This window comes from Klebsiella sp. R390 (genome assembly GCF_051131745.1).
GTDB lineage: Bacteria > Pseudomonadota > Gammaproteobacteria > Enterobacterales > Enterobacteriaceae > Klebsiella.
On the sequence record NZ_CP180445.1, the window covers coordinates 3,189,775 to 3,202,103 of the forward strand.

Genomic DNA, 12,329 nt, shown 5'->3' on the forward strand with positions numbered 1-12,329 from the left:
GCCACTTATGGCAGGGGATAAGGATGGCGCCTACAGAGATTTGGTTGCGCCTGATGAAGGTGAGCAACCTTTATGGTGACAGCATGATGAGGGCGGCCCGTAAACTGTGCTCGGCCTCTGTGCTTGATAGTGAAGCACTCGGTGCCTGTGGATTGAGTAGCGCGCAGGTTGGGCAATTTATGTCTTTTAGCCAGCAACAGCTTGATTCTGCACTATTGTGGCTAGAGCAACCCGGGCACCATCTGCTGCTGGCCGACGATCCATACTATCCGTCGCAACTACGTGCGATCGTTGATTATCCTGGCGCACTTTTCGTCTGCGGAGATTTACCCCTTCTCAGCAGCGTTCAACTGGCGATTGTTGGTAGTCGCGCACATTCCTGGTACGGCGCGCGTTGGGGGCGACAGTTCAGTGAATTGCTGGCGTCTCGTGGCATTACGATTACCAGTGGTCTGGCGCTCGGCATTGATGGCGTCGCTCATCGCGGTGCGCTGGAAGCCCACGGGAAAACCATTGGCGTACTCGGCAATGGATTAGAGGCGATTTATCCACGCCGTCATCGTGCACTGGCAACACAAATCGTGGATAGCGGTGGCGCATTGTTGTCCGAATTCCCTCTTGCTGCGGCTCCGCTACCGGGGAATTTTCCTCGTCGTAACCGGATCATCAGCGGGCTCAGTGTTGGCGTCGTGGTGATTGAGGCCGCTTTAAAAAGTGGCTCCCTGGTAACCGTTCGCTGTGCATTAGCGCAAGGGAGAGAGGTTTTTGCGCTACCCGGGCCGGTGGGTAATCCTGGCTCAGAAGGGCCGCATTGGTTAATTAAGCAAGGGGCCGTCCTCGTGACGTCGGCGGAAGATATCATTGAATACTGCCGGCAGGAGCTACAATGGTTCCCTGATACACCTGACAATATAAATAATTGCGTGGATCGGCCTCCCATGGCATTGCCATTTCCAGAGCTCCTGGCTAACGTAGGAGATGAGGTAACACCTGTTGACGTTGTCGCTGAACGTGCCGGCCAATCTGTGCCAGTGACCGTAGCTCAGCTACTTGAACTGGAGTTAGCAGGCTGGATCGCAGCTGTACCCGGCGGCTATGTCCGATTAAGGAGGGCAAGCCATGTTCGACGTACTCATGTATTTGTTTGAGACTTACATTCAAAACGAAGCAGAAATGCGCGTGGACCAGGACAAACTGACCCGTGATCTGACTGATGCAGGTTTTGATCGGGAAGATATCTATAACGCGCTGATGTGGCTCGAGAAACTGGCTGATTATCAGGAAGGTCTCGTTGAACCCATGCAGCTTGCGTCAGACCCGCTCTCTTTGCGGATTTACACCGAAGAAGAGTGCTTGCGTCTGGATGCCAGTTGCCGAGGATTTTTATTATTCCTCGAGCAGATTCAGGTGTTGAACCTCGAAACGCGAGAAATGGTGATAGAGCGTGTGTTAGCGCTGGATACGGCAGAGTTCGATCTGGAAGACCTGAAATGGGTGATTCTGATGGTGCTGTTTAACATTCCAGGCTGTGAAAATGCCTATCAACAAATGGAAGAATTACTCTTCGAAGTAAATGAAGGTATGCTGCATTAATCTTTTTGCAGCAACATCGAGTTGTTATGACCAAATCAGCACTGTTTTCGGTGCGTAAAAATGAGCCCTGCCCACAGTGTGGGGCTGAACTGGTAATTCGCTCCGGGAAACACGGGCCGTTTCTCGGCTGCTCACACTATCCGGACTGTGATTATGTCCGTCCCCTGAAAAACCAGGCGGACGGGCATATCGTAAAAGTGCTGGAGGGGCAGGTGTGTCCGTCTTGCAGCGCTGTTATGGTGTTGCGCCAGGGGCGCTTCGGTATGTTTATTGGCTGTAGCCGCTACCCGGAATGCGAACATACCGAAACTATCGATAAACCTGATGAAACCGCGATTGCCTGCCCGCAGTGTGGACAGGGGCAGTTGGTTCAGCGTCGCTCTCGTTTCGGCAAAACGTTCCATTCTTGCGATCGTTACCCCGATTGCCAGTTCGTTATCAACTTCAAACCGGTAGCGGGTGAATGCCCTGAATGCCACTATCCGCTATTAATCGAAAAGAAAACGGCACAGGGCGTAAAATGCTTTTGTGCCAGTAAGCAATGTGGAAAGCCGATCCCGGCGGAATAAATCAGTGAATAATAACCTGCACTCAGAAACCGTCGCCCATGCCGTGGCGGTTCTACATAATGAACATGTCATCGCCTATCCGACAGAAGCCGTTTTTGGTGTTGGTTGCGATCCTGATAGCGAAAAGGCTGTTATGCGTCTGCTGGAGCTCAAACAGCGTCCCGTCGATAAAGGTCTCATTTTGATCGCCGCGAACTTTGAGCAACTGAAACCTTATATTGATGATTCGCAGCTCAATGACGAACAGCGTGCGACGATTTACGCCTGCTGGCCTGGTCCCGTAACCTTTGTTTTCCCTGCTAATGCTTCAACCCCTCGCTGGTTAACCGGCCGCTTTGATTCTCTGGCCGTGCGTGTTAGCGATCATCCGCTGGTGATCGCGCTCTGCGAGGCTTATGGTAAGCCGCTGGTCTCAACCAGTGCCAATTTATCCGGTCAGCCTCCTTGCCGCACTACGGCAGAGGTTCTGGCGCAGTTTGGCGCTGATTTCCCGGTAGTTGATGGTCCGACAGGCGGCCGTCAAAACCCGTCTGAAATTCGCGATGCCCTGACGGGTGAACGCTTTCGCCAGGGGTAAATAATGGAAACCTATGCAGTCTTCGGAAATCCGATAGCTCACAGCAAGTCCCCCTCTATTCACCAGCGTTTTGCACAGCAACTGCAGATTGCTCACCCGTATGGCCGCATACTGGCGCCGACCGACGGTTTTATTAACACTCTGAATGCTTTCTTTGCTGAAGGCGGGAAAGGGGCGAATATTACCGTCCCGTTCAAGGAAGAAGCGTTTGCCCGTGCGGATGAGCTCACTGAACGCGCGGCGTTAGCCGGTGCGGTGAATACCCTGAAGCGACTGGAGGACGGGCGTTTGTTAGGGGATAACACTGACGGGATTGGGCTGTTGAGCGATCTGGAGAGGCTAGGATTTATTAAGCCAGGTTATCGGGTACTGCTCATCGGTGCGGGTGGTGCATCGCGTGGTGTTCTACTGCCGCTTCTGTCACTGGATTGTGCGGTGACGATTGTTAACCGTACTTTCTCTCGTGCTCAGGAGCTGGCAACACTGTTTGCACACACCGGCAGTATTTGTGCTCTGGAGATGGAGTCGCTGGCTGGACATGAGTTTGACCTCATTATCAATGCGACCTCCAGCGGAATCAGCGGCGAAGTGCCAGCCATCCCTGCTTCATTAATAAATGCCCAGGTCCATTGCTATGACATGTTTTACCAGAAAGGCAGCACGCCGTTTCTGTGCTGGTGTCAGCAGCATGGCGCTAAAATGTATGCCGATGGTTTAGGGATGCTGGTGGCACAGGCTGCTCACGCGGTACTGCTCTGGCATGGCGTCCTGCCGGAAATTGCACCGGTTATCCAGGCACTGGATCAGGAACTGAACGCGTGAATCAGGCTATCCAGTTTCCCGATCGGGAAGAGTGGGATAGTGGCCGGCAATGTGTCACCTTCCCGGCACTGGTACATGGGTTTCAGCTCACATGTGCAATCCGCGGCGCGATATTAAAGCAGCGCTTTGGTGGTGATGAGCCGGGGCAGTGGCTGGACGCGTTCCGCGAGCATCGCTGGGATCTGGAAGAAGAAGCTGATGAATTGATCCGCGACCAGCAAGAAGACGATCAAGGCTGGATCTGGTTTTCCTGATCCAGATAATCGTTTTTCCACTTCACATAGTTGTTGGCTGAATACAGAAGGCCTGCCCGTTCCGCCTCCGTCAGGGGGCGAATTTGTTTTACCGGATTACCGAAATAGAGATAGCCACTTTCCAGACGTTTATTTTGTGGTACCAGACTACCAGCACCAACCATCACATCATCTTCTATCACTACGCCATCCAGTAAAATTGAACCCATCCCGACCAGGACTCGATTGCCAATAGTGCAACCATGCAGCATCACCTTGTGACCAACGGTGACGTCTTCGCCGATCAGCAGTGGATTTCCCTGCGGGTTGTATGATGATTTGTGGGTGACGTGCAGAACGCTCCCGTCCTGAATGTTCGTGCGGGCGCCGATTTCTACATAGTTAACATCCCCGCGAATAGCGACCAGTGGCCAGATGCTTACATCGTCAGCCAGGCGGACATCGCCGATCGCCACACTGGTCGCATCGATCATGACGCGTAGGCCGGTTTGCGGGAACAAATCTTTATACGGACGTAAATTGGCGGACATGATTACCTCAATAAACTAGGGTTGTATAAAGACTTTGGTGGCTTTTAAGGCCATCTGCAACCCTTTATTGTGGTAAAAACTGAGCGAATTGGGTAATAACACCGCGAAAAGGGTGAAAAACCATCACTTGGAAAAAAAGATCGATAAAAGGCTTGTGCAAAAAAATCGGATCCCTATAATGCGCTCCCACTGTCACGGCAAATGTGAACAACTTCACAGAGTAAGCCGGGTCAGAAAGAGAAAACTTCTGAAAAATGAGGTTGACTCTGAAAGAGGAAAGCGTAATATACGCCACCTCGCGACAGAGCGCTAAGCGCCGTCGCACTGCTCTTTAACAATTTATCAGACAATCTGTGTGGGCACTCAAAGTGACATGGATTCTTAACGTCCTCGGACGAAAAATGAATACCAAGTCTCTGAGTGAACACGTAATTCATTACGAAGTTTAATTCACGAGCATCAAACTTAAATTGAAGAGTTTGATCATGGCTCAGATTGAACGCTGGCGGCAGGCCTAACACATGCAAGTCGAGCGGTAGCACAGGAGAGCTTGCTCTCTGGGTGACGAGCGGCGGACGGGTGAGTAATGTCTGGGAAACTGCCTGATGGAGGGGGATAACTACTGGAAACGGTAGCTAATACCGCATAACGTCGCAAGACCAAAGTGGGGGACCTTCGGGCCTCATGCCATCAGATGTGCCCAGATGGGATTAGCTAGTAGGTGGGGTAATGGCTCACCTAGGCGACGATCCCTAGCTGGTCTGAGAGGATGACCAGCCACACTGGAACTGAGACACGGTCCAGACTCCTACGGGAGGCAGCAGTGGGGAATATTGCACAATGGGCGCAAGCCTGATGCAGCCATGCCGCGTGTATGAAGAAGGCCTTCGGGTTGTAAAGTACTTTCAGCGAGGAGGAAGGCATTAAGGTTAATAACCTTGGTGATTGACGTTACTCGCAGAAGAAGCACCGGCTAACTCCGTGCCAGCAGCCGCGGTAATACGGAGGGTGCAAGCGTTAATCGGAATTACTGGGCGTAAAGCGCACGCAGGCGGTTTGTTAAGTCAGATGTGAAATCCCCGGGCTCAACCTGGGAACTGCATTTGAAACTGGCAAGCTTGAGTCTTGTAGAGGGGGGTAGAATTCCAGGTGTAGCGGTGAAATGCGTAGAGATCTGGAGGAATACCGGTGGCGAAGGCGGCCCCCTGGACAAAGACTGACGCTCAGGTGCGAAAGCGTGGGGAGCAAACAGGATTAGATACCCTGGTAGTCCACGCTGTAAACGATGTCGACTTGGAGGTTGTTCCCTTGAGGAGTGGCTTCCGGAGCTAACGCGTTAAGTCGACCGCCTGGGGAGTACGGCCGCAAGGTTAAAACTCAAATGAATTGACGGGGGCCCGCACAAGCGGTGGAGCATGTGGTTTAATTCGATGCAACGCGAAGAACCTTACCTACTCTTGACATCCAGAGAACTTAGCAGAGATGCTTTGGTGCCTTCGGGAACTCTGAGACAGGTGCTGCATGGCTGTCGTCAGCTCGTGTTGTGAAATGTTGGGTTAAGTCCCGCAACGAGCGCAACCCTTATCCTTTGTTGCCAGCGGTCCGGCCGGGAACTCAAAGGAGACTGCCAGTGATAAACTGGAGGAAGGTGGGGATGACGTCAAGTCATCATGGCCCTTACGAGTAGGGCTACACACGTGCTACAATGGCATATACAAAGAGAAGCGACCTCGCGAGAGCAAGCGGACCTCATAAAGTATGTCGTAGTCCGGATTGGAGTCTGCAACTCGACTCCATGAAGTCGGAATCGCTAGTAATCGTAGATCAGAATGCTACGGTGAATACGTTCCCGGGCCTTGTACACACCGCCCGTCACACCATGGGAGTGGGTTGCAAAAGAAGTAGGTAGCTTAACCTTCGGGAGGGCGCTTACCACTTTGTGATTCATGACTGGGGTGAAGTCGTAACAAGGTAACCGTAGGGGAACCTGCGGTTGGATCACCTCCTTACCTGAAAGAACCTGCCTTTGTAGTGTCCACACAGATTGTCTGATGAATGATAAATTTCAAAATGTACTATGAAGTGCATTGTGAAATTTTGCTCTTTAAAAATCTGGATCAAGCTGAAAATTGAAACGACACACTGTTTCCTTTCTCCGTAATAAGAAAGGAAAAACGGTGTGTTCGAGTCTCTCAAATTTTCGCAATGCGAACTGTTTTACGAAACAGCTTCGGGTTGTGAGGTTAAGCGACTAAGCGTACACGGTGGATGCCCTGGCAGTCAGAGGCGATGAAGGACGTGCTAATCTGCGATAAGCGTCGGTAAGGTGATATGAACCGTTATAACCGGCGATTTCCGAATGGGGAAACCCAGTGTGTTTCGACACACTATCGTTAAGTGAATACATAGCTTAACGAAGCGAACCGGGGGAACTGAAACATCTAAGTACCCCGAGGAAAAGAAATCAACCGAGATTCCCCCAGTAGCGGCGAGCGAACGGGGAGGAGCCCAGAGTCTGAATCAGCGCGTGTGTTAGTGGAACGGTCTGGAAAGTCCGGCGGTACAGGGTGATAGCCCCGTACACTAAAATGCACACGTTGTGAACTCGAAGAGTAGGGCGGGACACGTGGTATCCTGTCTGAATATGGGGGACCATCCTCCAAGGCTAAATACTCCTGACTGACCGATAGTGAACCAGTACCGTGAGGGAAAGGCGAAAAGAACCCCGGCGAGGGGAGTGAAAAAGAACCTGAAACCGTGTACGTACAAGCAGTGGGAGCCTACTTGTTAGGTGACTGCGTACCTTTTGTATAATGGGTCAGCGACTTATATTCTGTAGCAAGGTTAACCGTATAGGGGAGCCGCAGGGAAACCGAGTCTTAACTGGGCGTTAAGTTGCAGGGTATAGACCCGAAACCCGGTGATCTAGCCATGGGCAGGTTGAAGGTTGGGTAACACTAACTGGAGGACCGAACCGACTAATGTTGAAAAATTAGCGGATGACTTGTGGCTGGGGGTGAAAGGCCAATCAAACCGGGAGATAGCTGGTTCTCCCCGAAAGCTATTTAGGTAGCGCCTCGTGAACTCATCTTCGGGGGTAGAGCACTGTTTCGGCTAGGGGGTCATCCCGACTTACCAACCCGATGCAAACTACGAATACCGAAGAATGTTATCACGGGAGACACACGGCGGGTGCTAACGTCCGTCGTGAAGAGGGAAACAACCCAGACCGCCAGCTAAGGTCCCAAAGTCATGGTTAAGTGGGAAACGATGTGGGAAGGCACAGACAGCCAGGATGTTGGCTTAGAAGCAGCCATCATTTAAAGAAAGCGTAATAGCTCACTGGTCGAGTCGGCCTGCGCGGAAGATGTAACGGGGCTAAACCATGCACCGAAGCTGCGGCAGCGACGCTTAGGCGTTGTTGGGTAGGGGAGCGTTCTGTAAGCCGTTGAAGGTGGCCTGTGAGGGTTGCTGGAGGTATCAGAAGTGCGAATGCTGACATAAGTAACGATAAAGCGGGTGAAAAGCCCGCTCGCCGGAAGACCAAGGGTTCCTGTCCAACGTTAATCGGGGCAGGGTGAGTCGACCCCTAAGGCGAGGCCGAAAGGCGTAGTCGATGGGAAACAGGTTAATATTCCTGTACTCGGTGTTACTGCGAAGGGGGGACGGAGAAGGCTATGTTAGCCGGGCGACGGTTGTCCCGGTTTAAGCATGTAGGCGGGAAGTTTAGGTAAATCCGGACTTCTGTTAACGCTGAGGTGTGATGACGAGGCACTACGGTGGTGAAGTAACAAATGCCCTGCTTCCAGGAAAGCCTCTAAGCATCAGGTAACATCAAATCGTACCCCAAACCGACACAGGTGGTCAGGTAGAGAATACCAAGGCGCTTGAGAGAACTCGGGTGAAGGAACTAGGCAAAATGGTGCCGTAACTTCGGGAGAAGGCACGCTGATGGTAAGTGAAGCGACTTGCTCGTGGAGCTGAAATCAGTCGAAGATACCAGCTGGCTGCAACTGTTTATTAAAAACACAGCACTGTGCAAACACGAAAGTGGACGTATACGGTGTGACGCCTGCCCGGTGCCGGAAGGTTAATTGATGGGGTTATCCGTAAGGAGAAGCTCTTGATCGAAGCCCCGGTAAACGGCGGCCGTAACTATAACGGTCCTAAGGTAGCGAAATTCCTTGTCGGGTAAGTTCCGACCTGCACGAATGGCGTAATGATGGCCAGGCTGTCTCCACCCGAGACTCAGTGAAATTGAACTCGCTGTGAAGATGCAGTGTACCCGCGGCAAGACGGAAAGACCCCGTGAACCTTTACTATAGCTTGACACTGAACATTGAGCCTTGATGTGTAGGATAGGTGGGAGGCTTTGAAGCGTGGACGCCAGTCTGCGTGGAGCCAACCTTGAAATACCACCCTTTAATGTTTGATGTTCTAACGTAGACCCGTAATCCGGGTTGCGGACAGTGTCTGGTGGGTAGTTTGACTGGGGCGGTCTCCTCCCAAAGAGTAACGGAGGAGCACGAAGGTTAGCTAATCCTGGTCGGACATCAGGAGGTTAGTGCAATGGCATAAGCTAGCTTGACTGCGAGCGTGACGGCGCGAGCAGGTGCGAAAGCAGGTCATAGTGATCCGGTGGTTCTGAATGGAAGGGCCATCGCTCAACGGATAAAAGGTACTCCGGGGATAACAGGCTGATACCGCCCAAGAGTTCATATCGACGGCGGTGTTTGGCACCTCGATGTCGGCTCATCACATCCTGGGGCTGAAGTAGGTCCCAAGGGTACGGCTGTTCGCCGTTTAAAGTGGTACGCGAGCTGGGTTTAGAACGTCGTGAGACAGTTCGGTCCCTATCTGCCGTGGGCGCTGGAGAATTGAGGGGGGCTGCTCCTAGTACGAGAGGACCGGAGTGGACGCATCACTGGTGTTCGGGTTGTCATGCCAATGGCATTGCCCGGTAGCTAAATGCGGAAAAGATAAGTGCTGAAAGCATCTAAGCACGAAACTTGCCCCGAGATGAGTTCTCCCTGACTCCTTGAGAGTCCTGAAGGAACGTTGAAGACGACGACGTTGATAGGTCGGGTGTGTAAGCGTAGCGATACGTTGAGCTAACCGATACTAATGAACCGTGAGGCTTAACCTTACAACGCCAAAGCTGTTTTGGTGGACAAGAGAGAAGATTTTCAGCCTGATACAGATTAGTTGGGGTGCTTTTAGCATCCTGATAACAGAATTTGCCTGGCGGCGATAGCGCGGTGGTCCCACCTGACCCCATGCCGAACTCAGAAGTGAAACGCCGTAGCGCCGATGGTAGTGTGGGGTCTCCCCATGTGAGAGTAGGGAACTGCCAGGCATCAAATTTAGTGTGCTGATATGGCTCAGTTGGTAGAGCGCACCCTTGGTAAGGGTGAGGTCCCCAGTTCGACTCTGGGTATCAGCACCAGTTTTTAGGTTTAAGTTCGGCACTTAGAAAGAATTTGCCTGGCGACGAGAGCGCGGTGGTCCCACCTGACCCCATGCCGAACTCAGAAGTGAAACGCCGTAGCGCCGATGGTAGTGTGGGGTCTCCCCATGTGAGAGTAGGGAATTGCCAGGCATCAAATAAAACAAAAGGCCCAGTCGAAAGACTGGGCCTTTTGTTTATCTGTTGTTTGTCGGTAAAGCACTCTTCGGTTGCTCAGGTTCGTCGGGAACGAATGCGCACGATGCGCAGCAGCGGCCCGAAGAAGGAACGGGCAGCAAAGCCCGCAGTATCATGACCAGACATCACATAATACAAAAGGGCTCCGTCTTGCGACGGGGCCCTTTGTTTTATGTGCTGTTTATTCTGGCGGTATGCCGCTGTACTCAAACTTAACGAGTTAACGCCACAATGCCAAGGGTTAAACCAGCAACGGCTGCAGCACCGCCTGCGATAGCGCCTGCCGTTTCCCAGTTATCCTGGGTGGTCCCTTTCATACAGGTGTTGGTATGGACCAGTCTGCCCTCAGAATCATAGACCGGCACGCAGGGGGAATCGTGAGCACAGCCTGCGAGTAACGTCGCCAGCAGTGACACTATAATTAATTTTTTCATGACAGGACCTCTGAATAAACCGCCTGGTGGTATCGATTCAGATACATGACGGAATGCGTTATTTTACCATCAGCAATATCAGGGCCCGGCAGGCGAAATAATCTCAATTTATGACCAGCGTAAATATCATGGAGAAGGCTGTGGGATTATGAGGAAAATATGCAGAGTGAAACAAAGAGATCTATTTTTGACGGCTTCGTAAGCCAGGTACGGTGAAAGGTCTGAAACTAATACTTCAGCTCTCTGGTCTTGAGTAGGACGGGTATCAGCCGCTAAACAGCGCTGAGGTATCACATGCCGATGAGAGCGCCCAGAATCCACGACATTGACTTCCCGGCCACCTTCTTTGGGGCAGGCTAATATTTTTCCAGCGATCGCGTGATGTGCGTTTTATTCGCTTTCATGTCGCACATGGTATTGCAGCAGAAGGATGTTTAGGGGAGAGAGGAGCCAGAAAATAAAAAGGCGCTTCCCCATGCCGAAGAGCGCCTTTTATCACAAGCAATTAACTGATTAGTATCAGTTCATGCCGTATTTTTTCAGTTTTTTACGCAGAGTACCGCGGTTGATACCCATCATCAGGGCCGCACGGGTCTGGTTACCACGGGTGTATTGCATCACCATGTCCAACAGGGGCTGTTCAACTTCAGCCAGTACTAGCTCATACAGGTCATTCACATCCTGACCATTCAGTTGAGCAAAATAGTTCTTCAGTGCCTGTTTAACCGAGTCACGCAGGGGTTTTTGAGTTACCTGATCCTGAGAGTTAACGGTAGAAACGGTCAGTACGTCAGAATTTACGCGTTGTTCGAACATAGTTCTGTCAGCTCTTTATTTCATTACGCAAGATTTTCGAAGTATGCCTCCAACGCCTCCAGCTGTTCGCTGGCATCCTCTATGGCGTTGAATGTGCGCCGAAACTGGTCATTTGGAGCGTGCTCCTGGAGATACCAGGATACGTGTTTACGCGCAATTCGGTACCCTTTTGCCTGACCGTAAAAGTCATGCAATTCCCGAACATGTGCGCAAAGTAAGCGCTTAACCTCTGCCAGTGGCAGTGGCGCAAGCAGCTCTCCAGTGTCCAGATAATGCTGGATTTCCCGAAAGATCCAGGGTCTTCCCTGAGCTGCGCGTCCTATCATCAGAGCATCAGCTCCCGTATAGTCGAGCACAGCTCTGGCTTTAAGCGGGTCAGTAATGTCACCATTCGCGATAATCGGAATGGAAACTTTCTGCTTAACTGCCCGAATGCTGTCGTATTCAGCTTCGCCATTGAACAAACAGGCGCGAGTGCGTCCATGAATGGTCAGAGCCTGAATGCCGCAGTCTTCGGCCAGTTGGGCAATCTCTACACAGTTACGGTGTTCCGGCTCCCAACCGGTGCGAATCTTGAGTGTCACAGGAACGTCCACTGCCTTGACGACCGCCGTCAGGATTAACTTCACCTGATCGGGATACTGCAAGAGGGCTGAACCTGCGAGCTTACGATTCACCTTTTTCGCCGGGCACCCCATATTAATATCAATAATCTGGGCACCGCTTTCCACGTTAATACGGGCGGCTGCGGCCATCTCTTCCGGTACGCTACCGGCGATTTGCACGGTACGAATACCGGGCTCATCAACGTGCACCATCCGTAAACGGGACTTGTCGCTCTCCCAAACCTGAGGGTTAGAGGACATCATCTCGGAAACGGTTAAACCGGCTCCCATCTCATAACACAACGTCCTGAATGGTCTGTCAGTGATGCCAGCCATAGGCGCTGCGATCAGGCGATTTCTGAGCTGATAGTGTCCGATGCGCATGAATTAAGAAATGACCATACTGTGACTGCAAGGCGGCGTATATTACGCATTTTTTGCACGAGATGAAAGGCCAAACTTTGAGCAATCCTCTGTCACAGATC

Annotated in this window: 10 protein-coding genes, 1 tRNA gene and 4 rRNA genes; 11 read left to right on the top strand and 4 right to left on the bottom strand. The window is 51.8% G+C overall.

From position 1 onward, the window contains the following. The first annotated feature begins 23 nt into the window (after positions 1–23). The 6 genes from dprA to ACMYSP_RS14880 are packed head-to-tail and all read left to right on the top strand — an operon-like array spanning position 24 to position 3,815. Complete coding sequence (dprA, locus tag ACMYSP_RS14855; protein WP_434582812.1) at positions 24–1,148, top strand: DNA-protecting protein DprA; 1,125 nt, start codon at positions 24–26, stop codon at positions 1,146–1,148. Then, positions 1,120–1,593, top strand: a complete 474-nt coding sequence (smg, locus tag ACMYSP_RS14860; protein ID WP_123753621.1) for a DUF494 family protein Smg — start codon at positions 1,120–1,122, stop codon at positions 1,591–1,593. Before dprA ends, smg begins: the two co-directional genes overlap by 29 nt. Before the next feature lie 26 nt (positions 1,594–1,619). Then, on the top strand, positions 1,620–2,162 hold the full coding sequence (locus ACMYSP_RS14865) for a topoisomerase DNA-binding C4 zinc finger domain-containing protein (protein WP_434582813.1): 543 nt from the start codon (positions 1,620–1,622) through the stop codon (positions 2,160–2,162). A gap of 4 nt (positions 2,163–2,166) precedes the next feature. After that, the gene (tsaC, locus tag ACMYSP_RS14870; protein WP_434582814.1) at positions 2,167–2,739 is read left to right on the top strand and encodes an L-threonylcarbamoyladenylate synthase type 1 TsaC; all 573 of its coding nucleotides are present in this window, start codon (positions 2,167–2,169) and stop codon (positions 2,737–2,739) included. Positions 2,740–2,742: 3 nt separating this feature from the next. Next, complete coding sequence (gene aroE / locus ACMYSP_RS14875) at positions 2,743–3,561, top strand: shikimate dehydrogenase (protein ID WP_434582815.1); 819 nt, start codon at positions 2,743–2,745, stop codon at positions 3,559–3,561. Beyond that, the gene (locus tag ACMYSP_RS14880) at positions 3,558–3,815 is read left to right on the top strand and encodes a DUF1488 domain-containing protein (protein ID WP_434582816.1); all 258 of its coding nucleotides are present in this window, start codon (positions 3,558–3,560) and stop codon (positions 3,813–3,815) included. The genes aroE and ACMYSP_RS14880 overlap by 4 nt, the downstream gene beginning before the upstream one ends. On the opposite strand, the gene ACMYSP_RS14885 is transcribed toward ACMYSP_RS14880, so the two are convergent. Continuing rightward, positions 3,791–4,345 carry a gamma carbonic anhydrase family protein gene (locus ACMYSP_RS14885; RefSeq protein WP_434582817.1) on the bottom strand — a complete coding sequence of 185 codons (555 nt, stop codon included), beginning with the start codon at positions 4,343–4,345 and terminating at the stop codon, positions 3,791–3,793. The genes ACMYSP_RS14880 and ACMYSP_RS14885 overlap by 25 nt on opposite strands. A 467-nt stretch (positions 4,346–4,812) precedes the next feature. On the opposite strand from ACMYSP_RS14885, the gene ACMYSP_RS14890 reads away from it, so the two are divergent. From ACMYSP_RS14890 to rrf (ACMYSP_RS14910), 5 genes are all read left to right on the top strand, one after another. Beyond that, positions 4,813–6,354: ribosomal RNA gene (locus ACMYSP_RS14890) — 16S ribosomal RNA — on the top strand. A gap of 232 nt (positions 6,355–6,586) precedes the next feature. Beyond that, positions 6,587–9,491 (top strand): 23S ribosomal RNA (locus tag ACMYSP_RS14895). A gap of 94 nt (positions 9,492–9,585) precedes the next feature. Further along, positions 9,586–9,701 (top strand): 5S ribosomal RNA (rrf, locus tag ACMYSP_RS14900). A 14-nt stretch (positions 9,702–9,715) separates the two neighbouring features. Next, positions 9,716–9,791, top strand: a tRNA-Thr gene (locus tag ACMYSP_RS14905). 37 nt (positions 9,792–9,828) lie between these two features. Then, positions 9,829–9,944, top strand: a 5S ribosomal RNA gene (gene rrf / locus ACMYSP_RS14910). Together the 16S, 23S and 5S rRNA genes with 1 tRNA gene alongside form the textbook arrangement of a ribosomal RNA operon. 257 nt (positions 9,945–10,201) lie before the next feature. On the opposite strand, the gene ACMYSP_RS14915 is transcribed toward rrf (ACMYSP_RS14910), so the two are convergent. The 3 genes from ACMYSP_RS14915 to dusB form a co-directional block, all read right to left on the bottom strand. Continuing rightward, entirely contained in the window at positions 10,202–10,423 is a 222-nt protein-coding gene (locus ACMYSP_RS14915) for a hypothetical protein (RefSeq protein WP_434582818.1), read from the bottom strand. 519 nt (positions 10,424–10,942) lie between these two features. Beyond that, positions 10,943–11,239 (bottom strand): DNA-binding transcriptional regulator Fis, encoded by a 297-nt coding sequence (fis, locus tag ACMYSP_RS14920; RefSeq protein ID WP_000462905.1) that lies wholly within the window; start codon positions 11,237–11,239, stop codon positions 10,943–10,945. Between the two features lie 23 nt (positions 11,240–11,262). Continuing rightward, entirely contained in the window at positions 11,263–12,228 is a 966-nt protein-coding gene (gene dusB, locus ACMYSP_RS14925) for a tRNA dihydrouridine synthase DusB (protein ID WP_434582843.1), read from the bottom strand. Positions 12,229–12,329: the final 101 nt, after the last annotated feature.